The sequence below is a fragment of the Parabacteroides sp. Y3-G-102 genome (genome assembly GCF_023656845.1).
Taxonomy (GTDB): Bacteria; Bacteroidota; Bacteroidia; order Bacteroidales; family Tannerellaceae; genus Parabacteroides; species Parabacteroides distasonis.
This window is the reverse complement of record NZ_JAMOKU010000072.1, coordinates 1-18,377: the sequence shown is the minus strand read 5'-3', so window position 1 is coordinate 18,377 and position 18,377 is coordinate 1. Positions and strand designations below refer to the sequence as shown.

General features: G+C 41.7%; 18 protein-coding genes and 2 pseudogenes. 19 read left to right on the top strand and 1 reads right to left on the bottom strand.

Annotated features, from left to right (window positions below; genetic code table 11):
- The 18 genes and pseudogenes from NBH16_RS22315 to gcvT all read left to right on the top strand — a co-directional run.
- Positions 1-109, top strand: a pseudogene (locus tag NBH16_RS22315) (IS1595 family transposase); the annotation flags it as partial.
- A gap of 20 nt (positions 110-129) precedes the next feature.
- Positions 130-1,167, top strand: coding sequence for a glycosyltransferase family protein (locus tag NBH16_RS22310; RefSeq protein WP_122144299.1), 1,038 nt, complete (start codon positions 130-132; stop codon positions 1,165-1,167).
- Positions 1,168-1,176: 9 nt separating this feature from the next.
- Entirely contained in the window at positions 1,177-2,277 is a 1,101-nt protein-coding gene (locus NBH16_RS22305) for a glycosyltransferase family 4 protein (protein WP_122144300.1), read from the top strand.
- Positions 2,278-2,314: 37 nt separating this feature from the next.
- Positions 2,315-3,637, top strand: coding sequence for an O-antigen polymerase (locus NBH16_RS22300; RefSeq protein WP_122144301.1), 1,323 nt, complete (start codon positions 2,315-2,317; stop codon positions 3,635-3,637).
- A gap of 78 nt (positions 3,638-3,715) precedes the next feature.
- On the top strand, positions 3,716-4,906 hold the full coding sequence (locus NBH16_RS22295) for a glycosyltransferase (protein ID WP_122144302.1): 1,191 nt from the start codon (positions 3,716-3,718) through the stop codon (positions 4,904-4,906).
- Between the two features lie 26 nt (positions 4,907-4,932).
- The gene (locus NBH16_RS22290; protein WP_122144303.1) at positions 4,933-6,378 is read left to right on the top strand and encodes a DUF362 domain-containing protein; all 1,446 of its coding nucleotides are present in this window, start codon (positions 4,933-4,935) and stop codon (positions 6,376-6,378) included.
- Positions 6,379-6,491: 113 nt separating this feature from the next.
- Complete coding sequence (locus NBH16_RS22285; protein ID WP_227154413.1) at positions 6,492-7,334, top strand: ATP-grasp fold amidoligase family protein; 843 nt, start codon at positions 6,492-6,494, stop codon at positions 7,332-7,334.
- Positions 7,306-8,424: a glycosyltransferase family 4 protein gene (locus NBH16_RS22280; protein ID WP_122144304.1), complete on the top strand. Its 1,119-nt coding sequence runs from the start codon at positions 7,306-7,308 to the stop codon at positions 8,422-8,424. The genes NBH16_RS22285 and NBH16_RS22280 overlap by 29 nt, the downstream gene beginning before the upstream one ends.
- A gap of 59 nt (positions 8,425-8,483) precedes the next feature.
- A complete protein-coding gene (locus NBH16_RS22275) occupies positions 8,484-9,212 on the top strand; it encodes an NAD-dependent epimerase/dehydratase family protein (RefSeq protein ID WP_502921431.1) in 729 nt (242 codons plus the stop codon).
- A complete protein-coding gene (locus NBH16_RS23590; protein ID WP_502921430.1) occupies positions 9,098-9,535 on the top strand; it encodes an NAD-dependent epimerase/dehydratase family protein in 438 nt (145 codons plus the stop codon). Before NBH16_RS22275 ends, NBH16_RS23590 begins: the two co-directional genes overlap by 115 nt.
- Positions 9,536-9,551: 16 nt before the next feature.
- Entirely contained in the window at positions 9,552-10,862 is a 1,311-nt protein-coding gene (locus NBH16_RS22270) for a UDP-glucose dehydrogenase family protein (protein WP_122144306.1), read from the top strand.
- A gap of 90 nt (positions 10,863-10,952) precedes the next feature.
- Positions 10,953-11,242 (top strand): annotated as a pseudogene (locus NBH16_RS22265) (nucleotidyltransferase domain-containing protein).
- Positions 11,239-11,712 (top strand): TM1812 family CRISPR-associated protein, encoded by a 474-nt coding sequence (locus NBH16_RS22260; RefSeq protein ID WP_122144307.1) that lies wholly within the window; start codon positions 11,239-11,241, stop codon positions 11,710-11,712. The pseudogene NBH16_RS22265 and the gene NBH16_RS22260 overlap by 4 nt, the downstream one beginning before the upstream one ends.
- A gap of 141 nt (positions 11,713-11,853) precedes the next feature.
- Positions 11,854-12,171 (top strand): 50S ribosomal protein L21, encoded by a 318-nt coding sequence (rplU, locus tag NBH16_RS22255; protein ID WP_005861907.1) that lies wholly within the window; start codon positions 11,854-11,856, stop codon positions 12,169-12,171.
- 22 nt (positions 12,172-12,193) lie between these two features.
- Complete coding sequence (gene rpmA / locus NBH16_RS22250) at positions 12,194-12,460, top strand: 50S ribosomal protein L27 (protein ID WP_005861909.1); 267 nt, start codon at positions 12,194-12,196, stop codon at positions 12,458-12,460.
- 156 nt (positions 12,461-12,616) lie between these two features.
- Positions 12,617-14,023: an amidophosphoribosyltransferase gene (locus NBH16_RS22245; RefSeq protein WP_008774031.1), complete on the top strand. Its 1,407-nt coding sequence runs from the start codon at positions 12,617-12,619 to the stop codon at positions 14,021-14,023.
- A 56-nt stretch (positions 14,024-14,079) separates the two neighbouring features.
- Positions 14,080-15,300 (top strand): peptidase T, encoded by a 1,221-nt coding sequence (gene pepT / locus NBH16_RS22240; protein ID WP_048928057.1) that lies wholly within the window; start codon positions 14,080-14,082, stop codon positions 15,298-15,300.
- A gap of 13 nt (positions 15,301-15,313) precedes the next feature.
- Positions 15,314-16,399, top strand: a complete 1,086-nt coding sequence (gene gcvT, locus NBH16_RS22235; RefSeq protein ID WP_005861915.1) for a glycine cleavage system aminomethyltransferase GcvT — start codon at positions 15,314-15,316, stop codon at positions 16,397-16,399.
- Positions 16,400-16,482: 83 nt separating this feature from the next.
- Here gcvT and NBH16_RS22230 read toward each other — a convergent pair whose 3' ends face one another.
- The gene (locus NBH16_RS22230; RefSeq protein ID WP_005861917.1) at positions 16,483-17,070 is read right to left on the bottom strand and encodes a DUF4251 domain-containing protein; all 588 of its coding nucleotides are present in this window, start codon (positions 17,068-17,070) and stop codon (positions 16,483-16,485) included.
- 166 nt (positions 17,071-17,236) lie between these two features.
- Here NBH16_RS22230 and NBH16_RS22225 point away from each other — a divergent pair, with 166 nt between their 5' ends.
- Positions 17,237-18,250, top strand: a complete 1,014-nt coding sequence (locus tag NBH16_RS22225; RefSeq protein WP_005861919.1) for a Gfo/Idh/MocA family protein — start codon at positions 17,237-17,239, stop codon at positions 18,248-18,250.
- Positions 18,251-18,377: the final 127 nt, after the last annotated feature.

Genomic DNA, 18,377 nt, shown 5'->3' with positions numbered 1-18,377 from the left:
GAAATACTTACAGTTGTATCTCAACGAGTTTATTTACAAATTAAACAGACGGTATTTTGGAGACAAACTCTTTGACAGACTAGTAATTGCGAATATAACAGGTGCATAAACGGATAATCAGAAAAAATTATGATGTTTACAAATAAAAAAATTCTATTGATATTGTCTTTTACGTCGAAACCTGATTTTTGGATGATAGAGGAATATCGCAGGTTGGGGTATGAGGTGGAAATTTTGGTCAATGAGCATGCAACCTCCTCAGATTTGTTCAAGAAACGAGGTGTATGGGGACAGGCTATAAATTCTTTTGCCCGTTTTATGCTGGGCTGGAAAGCGCATAAGCGATATGCAGGAGAGTCTCGTGTGATTTTCTGGAATTGGGAATCTTCATTCTTTTTTCTGTTGAGAGATTTTCTGACATTCCGGCGTTGTCAGGCGAAAATCATCGCATTGCATCTGATTCTTATAGATACTTTGTTGGTGAAAAGATATTTTTGGCAAGTAATGTTCCTTTTCGCTCGCTTTCACTTTGGCTACTGTATAGCGGTCAATTCGGAGATGGAGCGTACAAGGTATGGAGCGAAATATCATATGCCACTTCGGAAGATTGTTGTGTTGCCTGATTCTTATGAATGGAATGGTTTGCCTACTCAGGAAGAGTTGGTGCGAATACGAGTAGAGCAGCGATCCGTTTTTTGCGGAGGATGCTCGCGTGATTTCAAAACGCTGCTTCTTGTGGCTAAGCAGTTACCTGATTATAGTTTTACTGTAATTGCGGCAAAAAAGATATGGAGGGAAGAATGGGAGATACCTGATAACGTGAAAGTTTTTTTTGATACCTCAAAAGATTTTTTTTACACGAGTCTGTTCAAGTCAGCTATTTTATATCTTCCGTTGGAGCGTGACGAGGCTAATGGCTTGATCGTGCTGACTAAAGCAGCCTTACTGAGAAGACCTATTATCGTAACAGATACCTCTTGTACAAGAAATTATATCGTTAATAATCAAAATGGCATACTTGTGCCAATGTGGGGAGTCTCAGATGCGGTAAAAGCGATTAAAAAGTTAGAAGATGAGTCGTTGAGAGACAGGCTTGTTCAAAAAATGTCAGTTGACATAGAAACACATTCGCCATTGAATTATTGCCGACGAATATTAGACATATAACTATTTGTAATGAAGAGAATAACTTTTTTGATAGACTCAATGAGTGGTGGTGGGGCTGAGCGTCAGTTAGCGACTCTAGCCAATGAGCTAGTGAACGATTATGAAATTACCATTGTGACTTTTTGTGATATAAATGATCACTATTATTTAAATCCTTCTATAAAAAGGATACGCTTAGGATATAGAAGGAGTAGATGCATGATTTGTAGGTTCCTGCGAACTATTATATATTTTAATAAGGTTAATACAGATGTTGTAATTACATACGGACAACGTTCAAGTTTTTTGGGATTGCTTTCTCTTTGGTTTCGGAAAAGCATAAGGGTGATAGCCAGTGAGAGAAATTTGACAACGGATAAGCCCGGAAGATATGAGAATATGCTTTTTAGTAGGTTATATGTGCGTGCTTCTTTTATTGTACCGAATAGTTATTCTCAAGCTAGGTATATAATAGCTAAAAGGCCGGATTTAAAAAATAAAATTATAACTATAACCAATTATACGGATCTGAAAGTTTTTACACCAACAAAGGATGAAACGTATGATGATAGTATGATAAATATAGGAGTTTTTGCCCGGTATCATAAGCAGAAAAATTTCGAACGATTTGCTAAAGCCATCAAATGTGTGCGTGAGCTAACGGACAAGCGATTTGTGGTGAATTGGTATGGTAGGAAAAAGAATGGATCAGGTGAATTTGAACCGTATTATCTTATGTGCGAAGATATAATCCTAAAGGAGGGCTTAAGCGATGTTGTTTACTTGAATGATCAAGTTAGGGAGATTGTACCTATACTGAGAGAGCAGGATGTAATATGTCAGCCTTCCCTTTTTGAGGGATTCTCTAATTCGATATCTGAGGCTATTTGTTGTGGTAAGCCGATGCTTGTAAGCGATGTAAGCGATAACTCTATAATGGTTAAGGATGGAGAAAACGGTATATTATTTAATCCATATGATGTAGATGATATAACACGAAGTATCGTGAGATTCTTAGATTTACCGAAGTCAAAAAAGAAGAGAATGGGGGAGCGAAGTCGAGAGATTGCAGAGTCTTTATTTGATTTAAAATATTTTAAAAATCAATATATTAAGTTGATAGAAAAGTGATGTTTTTTAGTTGGGTCAGAAATAAACAAGCTTTTATATGTTGTTGCTATTATCTGCTTTACTGTTTTTATTGATAATTATATCTTACTTTTTTTCAAGGCGAGATATAATATCTCCTACGTTTCTTTTGTCCTTTTCGTTCTTTGTGGTCGTTTTTATCGCATATATGTTCGAAAAAGAGTTGGGTGGAGATATTCATGGACATACGGTTGCCGTGATTTTAGTGGGTATTTTGGCTTTCAATATTGGAGAAATACTGGTGCGTCAATATTTTCGTGGTCGAAAAAGAGTGGCTTTTAGAGATAGACAACGTATTCTTATACGAGATAAGTATATTTTCCTGATGTGTGTATTTATTGTAGTCACTCTATATTTCAGCTATAAACACTTCATGAGTATATCATCTTTGTTTGGTGTAGATGATCCGGTTCTAGCCTATGGTGCGGTGAGAAGTTATTATGTAGATGTTTCTAATCAAAAAATGGATAATATTGTTGCTAAAAATGTTGGCTTGATCTTATTGGAAAATATTTCATATACTCTTATTTTTTATTCTCTTTATGTGTATTGTTATAATCGTTTTTTTAAAGGAGTTGTAAAAGGTAAATTGCTTTTGCCTTTTTTGATAGGATGTCCGATTTATCTATTTCAGTCTGGAGGAAGATCGGCTTATTTACAAATAGCTACTTGCGTTGCTTCTATTGTGTTTATGATGATAAAGCAAACGGAGGTAGTAAGATGTGAAAAAATAAAAGGTTTGGTTCCTTACTTATATAGAGTAGTGAAATATATTCTTTTAGTAATCTTTTTGTTTCTTGGGTTGGGCTATGTTAGATCTGGAGAAGAAGAGATGGATTTGGTCTCGGTTGTTTGTTCTTATACAGGTTCGAGTATCATTGGGCTAGATCTTTTTTTGACAGAGTATCTATCCAGGCCATTGGGTATGATGACAGAGAATAGTTGGTGCGAATATACGTTTCGTACTTTATATGATTTTTTGAATAGATTTGGCTTTAATATCTCTTTAGATTCATATCATGATGAGTTTTTTAGATATCCAGTTGGTACATCGAATATTTACAGTGGTTTCAAATATATGATAGAGGACTTTTCTTTGTATGGGATGTTCTTTGTCATGTTTTTACTAGGAATAGTTTATACATTATTTTGGATGTGTATGAAATATGGATATTTGAATGTGTATAATCCACTTAATTATTGGTTTCTATCTGTGTTTTTTCATGCATTAGTAATGATGCCATTAATGTATTCGTTGCCTGGGAATATAATGATATCTACAGGTCTTATTTTGAGAGTGTTTTTTTTATATGTTTTAAGATACTTGTGCCAAGGAAGATGAATTTTTTGTCTGAATGTTAATTTGGTGGATATTGTATCTTACGAATTATTTAATTATTTTTTATAATATCAAATATCAATGAAAGTTTTACTTGTAACCAATCAATATATAGATATCCGGAAGGACGGGTGTTACTGTGATTTCCCCTTGTATGGGACGCTTGAAAATATGAGTGTGTTGGGAGAATTACGTCTTGCGGCATCTTTTTCATATTCGGATGAGATGGCTAGTACTATATATCTGAATCAAAAGATTGACTTCGTAGATCCGGGACATGTGGAATACTTGCGGCCTATAAATAAAAGTGTTGGAGGATGGTTGAAGAATAGTGTTTACAACCAAAAATTGCTGGAGCGTTTAGTTCCTTTCATGGATCTGGTGGTAGGCTATATGCCATCTGGCGACGCAGATACTGCGATGAGGATCGCACGGCGACATGAAATACCTTTTCTTTCATTTTTAGTGGCTTGTCCATGGGATTCGCTCCATAATCATCATCGGCTGTTAGCTCGTTTGATGGCACCAATCAGTTTTCTTACTACTCGTTACAGTGTACGGCATTCTGATTATGTACATTATGTAACAAAGGAGTTTTTGCAGCGTAGGTATCCGACAGAAGGTAGAGCTTTGGGTTGTTCGGACACTAATTTTGGTGTGTTTGACCCTATGGCATTGGAGAGCCGTCTGCGGAAGTTATCAAGCCGTAAGGAGACGGATGAGGTTCGGTTGATTACCACGGCACATGTGGATGTGCGCTACAAGGGACATGAGTTTGTGATTCGTGCTATTGCCCGGCTGAAGAGTTTAGGGGATCTTCATTATCGGTATTGGTTGATAGGAGGAGGCAAGGGTGATTATCTCCGCACTCTTTGTAAACGTTTGGGTGTAGAGGATCAAGTGATATTCTTGGGACTTAAGACTTCAAAAGAGGTGATGAAAATACTTAAGGATGCTGACATTTATTTGCAACCTAGTTTACAAGAAGGTTTACCTCGCTCGGTTGTGGAAGCGATGAGTGTGGCTCTGCCTTGCATTGGCTTTAATACGGGAGGAATACCTGAGCTATTGGAACCTGAGTTTGTTGTGGACCAGAAAGATGTTAAAGGTATCGTACGGTGCTTAATACATTTACGTGATAACGCTAAATATCGTCAGACTGCCGAGCGCAATTTTCAAATGGCTGGTGATTATGAGCATTCCAAATTAGAAAAACGGATTCGTGACTTTTTCTCGGAGGTACGTAAGGATGTGGAGGACAAGAGGATTTGATAATAATTTAATATAAAGTGTCAAGTATGAATTGCGTTTATATAGAGAACGGTGGTGTTTATAACTATCCAAAAGGAACTGATTTTTATAATCCAAGTCGATTGTATCCAGAATATCCATGGGGAAAAGATGAGATTTCGTCTATACCTAATGACGTATATGATATGCTGAGGAATACGCTATATGGTATGGGGTACGATAAGGCGAATTTTGGAAAATGTAATTGGAACCCATTAGGTAATGTTATTAAGCCTGGTCAGACCGTATTGTTGAAGCCTAATTGGGTATCTCATAAAAATAAAGTTTATAGGGGGGATCCTAGCTTGACATGTTTGGTTACACACCCCTCCTTAGTTCGTGCGATTTTAGACTATGTTGTGATCGCTTTGAAGGGAGAGGGTAAGATAATTTTGGGGGATGCGCCAATGCAGGGAACAGATTTGGATGAAATGTTTGAGCTGGCTGGGTATAACCAATTGTTTTCTTTTATAAATAGAAATGGAATAACTGTCGATATATGTGATTTTAGAAAATATAAATGTGTATTTCATAAAGGGGTAAGTAATGAACTGACATTGATTGATTCTCCTTATAGGTCAAAGGTTGTAGACTTGGGATCAAATTCATTACATGCAGAAAATGACAAAAAAGAATATGTATATAAAGTTAGTGACTATGATTATAATCTAACAAAAAACTATCATGACAAAGGAATCCATCGATATGAAATAAATGAGGCGGTATTGTTAGCTGATGTGGTGATCAATATCCCAAAACCTAAAACCCATAGACTCGCGGGTATAACCGGAGCGATGAAAAATTTTGTCGGTATCACTTACGAGAAAGCTTCCCTTCCTCATCGAGCGATAGGTGATAAAGAATCTGGAACAGGGGATGCTTATGATAAGAAAAGTATCCTAAAAATGTATATGGAATATATTGATAACAGACAAACTATTTGTTCGGTTAAAGGTCGAATAGTAATGGCCAAACTTCTTGATTTCTTGAAAAAGTCATTATATATCCTTGGTGTATTGTTTAGCGGTGACAAATACCGTATAGGCAGTTGGTATGGTAATGATACGATTTGGAGGACTGTTGTAGATTTAAATCATATAGTGAGGTATGCGAATAAAGAAGGGAATATATGTGATCTTCCTCAGAGGGAGATCCTTAATATTGGGGATATGATCATTTGTGGGGAGAAGGAAGGACCTGTCGGACCTTCTCCTAAGCCTTTGGGGATCATTATGATGTCTGATGATATGTTTATTTTCGATTATACTTTATCAAAGATTATGCAATTGGAGTGCCATGAGATTCCTCATATTCGCTTTATTTTGGATCAATATGGATATGTGTTGAATGCGTTTATTCATTCGAATAATAAAGAGATTTCTGATAAAAAGGTTTCTGATGTAAGATTCCCTAAGAAATGGAGGTTTGAGGCTCATTCGTGTTGGAAAAATTAATGGTTATGGATTATAAGAAAATAGTCAAATCTCGAAAACTTAGGTTTTTGATCTTAAATTGTTGCTCATGGGTTCCAGACAGTATCATGTTACGTGTACAATATTACATAAAGATGGGACGCAGACTATCTCTGAAACATCCACGTCGATTCTCGGAAAAACTTCAATGGTATAAGCTTTATTATAGAAATCCATTAATGTTCACCTGTGTAGATAAATACGATGTTCGTGGATATATATCTTCAAAAGGATATTCTGATTTGCTTAATGAATGTTATGGTGTTTATGATTCTGCAAGAGATATTCCTTTCAAAGAACTTCCAAATAGATTTGTGATAAAAACGACAGATGGTGGTGGTGGTCAAAATGTTTTTATCTGTAAAGATAAATCTAATCTGGATATCGAGAAACTAATTGAAAAATTGGATGGATGGAAAAATAAAATACGTGTTCATCCTGGTAGGGAGTGGGCGTATACAGGAATCAAGGGTTCTAGATTTATTGTAGAAAAATATATAGAATCTGCTTTAGAAAAAGGAGGATTAGTGGATTATAAATTTCATTGTTTTAATGGAAATGTAAAATATTTATATATCATAGCGGATAGAGATATGGGGGATAAATGTGGTTTGGGTATTTATACTATTGATTTTGAAAGAATAGATGCTATTAGAGCCGATGAGAAACCTCTATCTAGGAATATAGAAAAGCCTTATAACTTTGAGGAAATGGTTAAGATTGCGAAAAATCTCTCATCAGATTTCCCACATGTTAGAGTGGATCTTTATAATGTCGAAGGTAAGATAATCTTTGGGGAATTTACATTTTATGATGCGAGCGGCTATATGAGGTTTAGTCCAGACTCTTTTGATTTTGAGTTAGGAGAAGAGTTCGTATTGCCAGTTCCTTATAACGAAATAGATAAGAATGGAAAAAATATTTATCGTCCTCAATGAGGATTATTTCCTCCTTACGCATCGCAAGGAACTGGCTGTTCGTGCGCAAGAGGCAGGTTATGACATGGCGATCGTGGCTAAGAATACCGGGCGTAGGGAACAGGTGGAAGCGTTGGGTTTGAAGATGCTGGAACTACCCATTCATCCTACGGGGAAGAATCCGATAAAGGAGCTAAAGACTTTTTGGTTTCTCTATCGACTTTATAAGCGGGAGAAACCGGATATCGTGCACCATGTAGGTTTGAAGGTCATCCTTTGGGGTGGACTGGCCGCTAAATTAGCCGGTGTGAAGGGTGTTGTGAACGCTGTCAGCGGATTGGGTGTGATGTTTTCATTAGAGAAAGAATCTCGGTTGACAAGCTTGATATTGAGTGTTCTCCGTTTCTCGCACCATCGAAAGAATTTGATCGAGATATTTCAAAATCATGAGGATGAACGGTTGTTTGTCGAGAAAAGAGTGGTAACTAAAGATCAAATCCGATTCATCAAAGGATCGGGAGTGGATCTAAAGACGTATACATATACTCCTGAGCTTGTCTCTGATAAGATTCGGATACTGTTCTCGGCGAGAATGGTAGAGGAGAAAGGTGTTTGGGTATTGGTGAATGCTGCGGAGTTACTCCGAAAAGAATATGAGGGACGTGTATGTTTTCTCCTGTGTGGCGGTTTGTCGTCGAACCCAAAAGCGATCAAGGAGGAAGAGTTGAATGATCGTTGCGATGGGAATTATATACAATGGCTGGGATATAGATCGGATGTTCCGGATTTGTTGAGATCATCCCATATCATAGCTTTCCCTAGTTATTACCGAGAGGGGGTACCGAAATCGTTGATTGAGGCTACAGCCATTGGGCGGCCTATCGTCACGACAAACTCTATTGGGTGTAAGGATACGGTAGAGGATGGGGTGAATGGATTTCTGATTCCTATTAAAGATAGCAAGGCACTAGCGGAAAAATTGAGGATTTTGATTGATGACGCAGATTTAAGGAAACGAATGGGACTTAATTCCCGCCAGATTGCGGAACGGGATTTTTCCTTGGATGATGTCATTGCAAAGCATTTGGCGATTTATGAGTTGATGTATTGATAATTCTTAGAAATGTTCCTGAGACTTTTTAGTTCTATTGTTATTCAATTTACATATTTATGAAGGTTTTACTGACCGGCTCCGCCGGCTTTATCGCCTCGTTCATCGCACGGCGTTTGCTGGAGCGGGGGGACGAGGTCGTGGGTTTGGATAATGTCAATGGATATTATGATACGGCCTTGAAGTATGGTCGCTTGAAGGAGGCGGGCATACGGGAAGAGGAAGTGGATTGGTATAAATTGACTCCTAGCCATACGTATGAGAGATACCGTTTTATCCGGATGAATCTGGAGGATCGGCAGGCGATGCGGATGCTTTTCGCCAACGAGGGGTTCGATGCGGTGGTGAATCTGGCCGCCCAAGCGGGCGTACGTTATTCGATCACGAATCCATATGCGTACGTGGAATCGAACTTGGATGGTTTTATCAATGTGCTGGAGGGATGTAGGTATCATCAGGTGAGTCATTTGGTGTATGCCAGCTCTAGCAGCGTGTATGGGCTGAATGCGGATGTGCCTTTCTCGGAGAAAACGAGTATCGCTCATCCCGTGAGCTTGTATGCCGCATCCAAGAAGTCTAACGAGTTGATGGCGCATGCGTATAGCCAATTGTATGGGGTTCCTGCCACGGGTTTGCGCTTCTTTACGGTGTATGGACCCTGGGGAGGCCGGATATGTCTCCTTTCTTGTTTACTGACGCTATTCTGCACGATCGTCCGATTCAGGTGTTCAATAACGGGGATATGTTACGTGACTTTACGTATATTGATGATATCGTGGAGGGAGTGATACGGGTCTTGGACCGGCCGGCTACACCGAATCCGGATTGGGACCCGGAGCATCCGGATCCTAGTTCCTCCTCCGCACCCTATCGTATTTATAATATAGGCAATTCACGGCCTGTCAGGTTGATGGATTTTATACAAGCTATAGAGAGCGCTTGCGGGAAAGAGGCGGTGAAGGATTTTCTTCCGATGCAACCGGGGGACGTGTATCAGACGAACGCCGATACTACATTGCTTCAACAGGCAGTGGGTTTTAAGCCTTCAATGGATATTCAAGAGGGTGTTAATCGAACCGTGGCGTGGTTCAAATCATATTATAATCTATAAAAATAAATTCTACGGTATGAAGATAGCGATTGTCGGGACAGGATATGTCGGTTTGGTAACGGGTACCTGTTTTTCGGAGATGGGTGTGGACGTTACGTGCGTGGATGTGATGGCCGAGAAGATCGAGAACTTGAAGAAGGGTGTCATCCCGATTTACGAGCCGGGCTTGGAGGATATGGTCCATAAGAATTATAATGCCGGACGTTTGAAGTTCACGACGGATCTCTCCTCCGTTCTGGATGACGTGGAGGTGGTGTTCAGTGCGGTAGGTACGCCTCCGGACGAGGATGGTAGTGCGGATCTGCGTTATGTGCTGGAGGTTGCCCGTACGGTAGGGCAGCATATCAATAAATATACGTTAGTGGTGACTAAAAGTACGGTGCCGGTGGGTACGGCCCGGAAGGTCAAGGCCGCTATTCAAGAGGAATTGGATAAACGGGGTGTGTCTGTTGAGTTTGATGTGGCTAGTAATCCGGAGTTCTTGAAAGAGGGAAATGCGGTGGATGATTTCATGAAGCCAGATCGTGTGGTGGTCGGCGTGGAATCGGAGCGAGCACGAAAACTGATGGAGAAGTTGTATAAGCCCTTCATGATGAATAACTATCGCTTGATTTTTACGGATGTTCCTTCCGCTGAGATGATCAAATACGCTGCCAATTCCATGTTGGCTACCCGTATTAGTTTTATGAATGACATCGCTAATCTTTGTGAACTGGTGGGTGCTGACGTGAACATGGTGCGTAAGGGAATAGGTTCAGACAGCCGTATCGGGAGTAAGTTCTTGTATCCAGGCTGTGGCTATGGTGGTTCTTGCTTCCCGAAAGACGTAAAGGCGTTGATCAAGACGGCGGAAAAGAATGGCTATACGATGAATGTCTTGAGAGCGGTCGAGGAGGTGAATGAGAGGCAAAAGAACGTGTTGTTTCATAAACTTCAAAAACATATTTCAGACTTATCCGGCAAGACGGTGGCCTTGTGGGGCTTGGCTTTTAAGCCGGAGACGGATGATATGCGTGAGGCTACCTCTTTGATCTTGGTTGATTTGCTGACGAAAGCGGGTGCTACGGTCAGGGTGTATGATCCGATCGCTATGGCGGAGTGCAGACGTAGGCTGGGTGACAAGGTCGTCTATGCGAGTGATATGTATGACGCTACGGTGGATGCGGATGCCTTGTTGCTAGTTACGGAATGGAAAGAGTTCCGTATCCCTAGCTGGGCTGTACTTAAAAGACTTATGCGTAATTCCTTATTGATCGATGGTCGTAATATTTACGACGCTCATGAGCTTCATGAGGCCGGCCTTACCTATGAGTGTATAGGTCGGTAAAATACTTTTCTCTGAAATTCAGACGATAATTTGTGCTATTTCATGAAATAGGTTATCTTTGTCTATAAGAAAATGTATTTCATTGGAAATATGCGTTTAAGTAAGAAAGAAATACAGATAATACTTCGTGTCGCCAAGGAAATATATGGTGAGGGAGTAGAGGTCTATCTCTTTGGGTCTCGTCTGAATGACGAGAAGAAAGGAGGAGATATAAATTTGCTGGTTCGTTGTTTTTCGGAGCGAAAGGGCTATTAGCTCGTATCCGGATGTTGGCTCGTTTGAAATACTTTTTGGGAGATCAGAAGATCGATATAATAGGTGATCACGAGGACTCACCGGTAGCAAGGGAAGCATTAATGACTGGAATACGTTTGGTATGACGAGTAAAAAGCAAGAATTAGAACAGCGTCTGAATCGGGAGTTTGAGATTTGCGATCGACATATACAGCGTATTGAAGAGGCGTTGGGTGAGTTGGCAGATCTTTTACCTATGTCGGTGGAGGATTATGTAGGCTTGAATAGTGAGCAAATCCGTTGTCTGGATCAATTTATCTTTCGTTTTTCCAAGCTTCAAGATGCTATGGGGGCCAAAATATTCCGGAATCTATTGGAATATCTGGATGAGGATGTTAGCTCTCTTCCTATGCGTGACCTGTTAAATCTTTTAGAACGCTATCGATTGATAGATAAGGCGGAGGAGTGGAATTATATCCGTGAGCTTCGAAACGAGATCGCCCATGATTATCCCCTATTAGAAAATGATGTTGTTTCTATATTGAACGAGCTTATCTCAAAGGTCCCTGTGTTATTTGCGATCTATAATAGATTGAAGGCGATTGTTATTTTATGATGTTTTTTTTCTTCCTTCATCCCTTGTCCTTTAAATAAAAACCTCTATCTTTGCACTCGATTTTCCGCAGAGGGTAAATAAGTGGAGCCGGAGACGGAGCCCACCCCCGGGACCTAACCTGTTTAAAAGATTTTAAGACAGATGTACGTAATCGTAGAAATTAACGGACAACAGTTCAAGGCTGAGCAAGGCAAGAAATTGTTCGTTCATCACATTCAGAACGCAGAAAGCGGTGCTGTTGTGGAGTTTGACAAGGTGTTGTTAGTAGATAACAACGGTGAGGTAACAGTGGGTGTTCCTACTGTAGAGGGCGCAAAGGTAGTATGTGAGGTATTATCTCCGCTGGTAAAAGGTGACAAGGTGCTGGTATTCCACAAGAAGAGAAGAAAAGGTTACCGTAAATTGAACGGTCACCGTCAGCAGTTCACTGAGGTGAGTATTAAAGAAGTTATTGCTTAACGTTTAAAGGAGAAGAAAAGAAATGGCACATAAGAAAGGTGTGGGTAGTTCTAAGAACGGCCGTGAATCACAAAGTAAAAGATTAGGTGTTAAGCTTTTTGGTGGTGAGGTTGCTAAAGCTGGTAACATCATCGTTCGTCAAAGAGGTACGGTTCATCATCCGGGTGAGAACGTAGGTATCGGTAAGGATCATACGTTGTATGCGTTGGTAGATGGCGTTGTTACTTTCCGTAGAGGAAAAGAAAACAGATCATTCGTTTCTGTAAAAGAAGTTGTTGCTGAGGCTTAAGTTTCTGCGACCAAAGAATAAGGAAAAGGATATCCCGAAAAGGGGTATCCTTTTTTTATTGCCGATGATAATAAACGTTATGAAGTAAATTTTGGAACATATATAAATAAACTTGTAACTTTGTGGTCTCAAACATAAATACAAACATAAAAAACAATGGGTGGTTTTTTCGGAACTATTTCTAATGGAGACTGTATTACGGATTTATTCTATGGTACGGACTACAATTCTCATCTAGGAACCCGCAGAGGCGGTATGGCTACGTACGATAAGGAAGAAGGATTTACGCGTTCGATCCACAATCTGGAGAATTCTTATTTCCGCACCAAGTTTGAACCGGGGCTTCCTAAATTCAAAGGAAATGCCGGGGTCGGTATTATCAGCGATACGGATGCGCAGCCAATCGTTATCAACTCTCACTTAGGAAAATTTGCGATCGTGACGGTGGCGAAGATCAATAACTTGGACGAATTGGAGGATGAGTTATTGAAGGCGAATATGCATTTTTCGGAATTGAGTTCAGGAAAAACGAATCAGACGGAGTTAGTCGCTTTGCTGATTACACAAGGTAAGGACTTCGTGGAGGGCATTGAGAATGTTTACAATAAGATAAAGGGCTCTTGCTCCATGTTGCTCCTGACGGAGGATGGTATTATCGCTGCCCGTGACAAATGGGGGCGTACGCCGATCGTAATCGGAAGGAAAGACGGGGCTTATGCGGCGACCAGCGAGTCCAGCAGTCTTCCGAACTTGGATTATGAGATCGAGAAATTTATAGGCCCGGGCGAGATCGTCCGTTTGCGTGCCGATGGTATGGAGCAGATGCGTAAACCGAATGAAGGGATGCAGATCTGCTCTTTCCTTTGGGTATATTATGGATTCCCTGTTTCTTGCTATGAGGGAAAGAACGTGGAGGATGTCCGGTTTATGAGTGGCTATAAGATGGGGCAGAAGGATGACTCGGAGGTGGATTGCGCTTGTGGTATACCGGACTCCGGTGTGGGTATGGCTTTGGGGTATGCGGAAGGTAAGGGGGTGCCTTATCATCGGGCTATCGCTAAGTATACACCGACGTGGCCTCGTAGTTTTACCCCGGCTAACCAAGAGATGCGTTCCTTGGTGGCTAAGATGAAATTGATACCGAACCGTGCGATGCTGGAAGGCAGACGCATCCTTTTCTGCGACGACTCGATCGTGCGTGGTACACAGCTTCGTGATAACGTGAAGATCTTATATGATTATGGGGCGAAAGAGGTACATATGCGTATCGCTTGCCCTCCATTGATTTATAGTTGCCCGTTTATCGGTTTTACTTCTTCCAAGAGTCCTTTGGAGTTGATAACTCGTCAGATTATCAAGGAATTGGAAGGGGATGAGAATAAGAATCTGGATAAATATGCTACGACAGACTCTCCGGAATATAAGAAGATGGTCGGAATTATCGCCGAGCGTTTCGGGTTGAGTTCCTTGAAGTTTAATACGCTGGAAACCTTGGTGGAGGCGATCGACCTTCCTAAGTGTAAGGTTTGTACGCATTGCTTTGATGGTTCAAGCTGTTTTTAGAAAAATTTTACCTACTTTTATGCCTGCAATGTTTTAATGGCTAAAAAGAGTGAGTTATGACAGTTTTAGATAGATTTTTAAAGTACGTTACGTTCGATACCCAGTCGAACGAGGAGACGGGTACGACTCCTAGTACGCCGGGACAACGTGTCTTTGCCGAGGCTTTGGTGAAGGAATTGGAAGCGATCGGTATGGAGGAGATCTCCTTGGATGAGAATAGTTATGTAATGGCTACTCTGCCGGCTAATACGGACGAGAAAATCCCGACTATCGGTTTTATCGCTCATTTGGATACGAGTCCGGATATGTCGGGTAAGAATGTTCAACCTCGTATCGTGACTTATCTGGGTGGTGATATTGTCTTGGATGCGGAAGAAAATGTTGTACTATCTCAATCGATGTTCCCAGAGCTTTCAGATTATAAGGGACAGGATATTATCGTAACGAATGGTAAGACTTTATTAGGTGCCGATGATAAGGGAGGTGTAGCCGCTATCGTCGCCTCTATGCAATATTTGAAGGATCATCCGGAGATCAAGCACGGTAAGATCCGTATCGCTTTTACCCCGGATGAGGAAATCGGACAAGGTGCTGATCATTTCGACGTGGAGAAGTTCGGTTGTGATTGGGGATATACGATTGACGGTGGACAAATCGGTGAGTTGGAATATGAGAATTTCAATGCCGCCGGCGCTAAAATTATCTTCAAGGGCTTGAACGTACATCCGGGATACGCCAAGGATAAGATGCAAAACGCTTCCTTGCGTGCGATCGAGTTTGCTTCTTGGTTGCCGGCCGAGCAACGTCCGGAGCATACGACTGGTTATGAGGGATTCTTCCATTTGACCGGTATGACCGGTTCAGTCGAGGAGGCTACTCTATCTTACATCATCCGTGACCATGACCGGAAGTTGTTCGAGGAGAAGAAAGAATTGCTTCGTACGTTGGTTGATAAGATGAATGAAGCGCATCCGGGATGTGCGCATTTGGAGCTTCGGGATCAATATTACAATATGCGCGAGGTCGTGGAGCCCCAGAAGCATATCGTTGATTTGGCGTTTGAGGCGATGATCTCTGTCGGGGTGGAACCGATCGTGAAACCGATCCGGGGAGGTACGGATGGTGCCCGCCTGTCGTTTATGGGATTGCCTTGCCCGAATATTTTCGCGGGAGGCCTGAATTTCCACGGACGTTATGAGTTCTTGCCCGTTCGTTCGTTGGAGAAGAGTATGGAAACAGTTATAAAAATCATAGAGCTATCGGCTCGTAAATCTTAAATGCAATAATTACATGAAAACAACTCCGTTTACCGACGTGCATATCGCGTTGGGTGCAAAGATGCACGAATTCGCAGGTTTCAATATGCCTATCGAATATTCCGGAATTATCGACGAACACATGACTGTAGTGAATGGTGTAGGTGTGTTTGATGTTTCCCACATGGGCGAGTTTTGGGTAAAAGGCCCGAACGCCTTGGCTTTCATTCAAAGCGTAACTTCTAACGACGCTTCTGTCTTGCCGCTTGGTAAGGCTCAATATACTTGTTTCCCGAACGACAAGGGAGGTATCGTGGATGACCTTTTGGTATATCATTACGAGCCGGAGAAATATTTGCTGGTCGTAAACGCCGGTAATATCGACAAGGATTGGGATTGGTGCGTAAGCCATAATACGGTAGGTGCCGAATTGGAGAATTCTTCCGACCGTACGGCTCAATTGGCTATCCAAGGACCGAAAGCACAGGAGGTTCTTCAACGTCTTACTCCGGTTGATTTATCTTCTATTCCTTACTATTCATTTGTGACGGGTGAGTTCGCCGGTTGCAAAAACGTGATTATCTCCAACACGGGGTATACCGGTGCGGGTGGCTTCGAGTTGTATTTCTATCCGAGTGATGCGATGACGATCTGGAACGCTATCTTCGAGGCTGGTAAGCCAGAAGGCATCAAGCCGATCGGTTTGGGAGCACGCGATACGCTTCGTCTTGAGATGGGCTTCTGTCTGTATGGAAATGATTTGGACGATACGACCTCTCCGATCGAGGCTGGTTTAGGCTGGATCACGAAGTTCGCCGAGGGTAAGAACTTTACGAATCGTGCGGAATTGGAGCGTCAGAAGAAAGAGGGCGTAACCCGTAAGTTGTGTGCTTTCGAGTTGCAGGAAAAGGGAATTCCCCGTCATGGCTATGAGATCGCCGATGCGGAAGGGAATGTAATCGGCGTGGTTACTTCTGGTACGATGTCTCCGGTATTGAAGAAGGGGATCGGTATGGGATACGTGAAACCTGAGTTCGCGAAAGCGGGTACGGATATCTTTATCAAGGTGCGTAATAAGAACTTGAAGGCTCAAGTGGTAAAGGCTCCTTTCCGTAAATAAGAGATAAGGCTATCTATAAATAGTTCGAAGGCGATGTTCCTCACGGAGCACCGCCTTCTTTATTATAGAAAAGTTGGACATGATTAATATGTTGTTCCCTGGAAAATGTTCGATTGCGAGTACGGAAGTAGGGTACCGGTCATTCTCAAGTTTCTACCGGAGAAGTTCGGGTCTACGGTAACGGTTGCGTTGTTTGTTCCGTTGGTAAGCATCAAGCTAACGGTAGCGGAGATAAACACACCCTGTACGTTCATGTTCAGATAAACATTGCCCTTGTCATCCTGCTTGGTCTGGATATTGGAGGCGCTACCTTGTACGGTGATACCACCTAATCCGTTAGGACCGGGATACGGAGAGTTGGATGCGATCTGGACCATAGCCTGTCCGTCATTCAAAGATACGAAGTTCGTATTTGAATTTACGTAGAATACCTGTCCGTTCATCGGTTGTATGTTGTTAGCCTCCAATACGAATGATTGGTTGTTGATAGCTTGTACAGCGGCGTTAAACTCTTCTTGGCCTTCTACGGCATCTTGTGCCAGACGCTCTTGTTTCTTGATTTCTCTCTCTACTTTTTTGGCTTCCTTTGTTATCGATTTTTGAGCCATAACTTGTGTCATTCCGCACATAGCGACAGCGAGAACGACGATAAAAGATACAATTCTTTTCATACTTGATTTAGTTTTAAAACGGTTTTAAATTGTATAGATTAAACAGCGTCGTTGCGAAAAAGTTCCTGTGACTTATCCTTTTTATAGATACAATAACATTTCCACGGAGTATTTATGTTAAACAGAAATCGTACATTTGTAAATGAAGAACATAATACGATAGAATATGGATAAAGTACGTTTTGGTGTAGTCGGAACCAATTTCATAAGTGATTGGGTAATTGCCGGAGCCCGGCAGGATGAGCGTTTTGAACTGGTAGCTGTATATTCGAGAACTCAGGAGACGGCGGATGCTTTCGCCTCGAAACATAATATACCGTATACGTTTACCTCCTTGGAGGAGATGGCGAAAAGCCCGTTGATCGACGCTGTGTATATTGCCTCCCCGAACTTCCTTCATGCCTCCCAGAGTATTCTTTGCATGAGCTATGGCAAGCATGTTCTTTGCGAGAAACCCTTCGCTTCCAACGCGAAAGAAGTACGTGCGATGATCGAGGCTTCCCGTACATATAATGTCACGTTGATGGAGGCGATGAAGCCTACGCTTACGCCGAACTTTCTTGCCGTACGAGAGAATCTTGGGCGTGTAGGTACGGTTCGTCGTTATTTCGCCTGCTATTGCCAGTATTCCTCCCGTTATGATAAGTTCAAGGAAGGAATCGTGTTAAACGCTTTCAAGCCGGAGTTGTCTAATGGGGCCATGATGGATATCGGTATTTATACGGTCTATCCGATGGTTGTCTTGTTTGGTCGCCCAAAGAAGATAGATGCCTCGGGCATAGTCCTGTCCTCAGGAGCGGACGGGCAAGGGGCCGTGAATTTCTTGTATGAGGGGATGAACGCCACGGTGCTTTATTCTAAGATCGCCAACTCCGCCTTGCCTACCGAGATACAAGGGGAGGAGGGGAACTTGACCTTGGACCGGATCAATATCATCCGTAAAGTGACGTATTCTCCCCGTTTAGCTCCGGCGATGGGAAAAGGCCCGGAACCGGTTCCGGAAGACCTAAGCGTGGTCGCCGATAAGGATGAGTACTATTATGAGGTAGCGGAATTTATCAACCTCGTCTTGTCTGGCAAGCGGGAGTCAGAAATCAATAGCCTTGATAATTCTTTGATTACATTGGAGATTATCGATGAAGTACGCCGGCAGTTGGGAATTGTGTATCCGGCGGATTGATAACTTGTCTTATGCTGATATAGGTAGACACATTCAATAACAATAAAATGTGTAATTATTATGCGCAAAAAACATGAGCATTACAGCGAAGAAGAGAAATTGCATCTTCTTCATTCTTATTATCAAT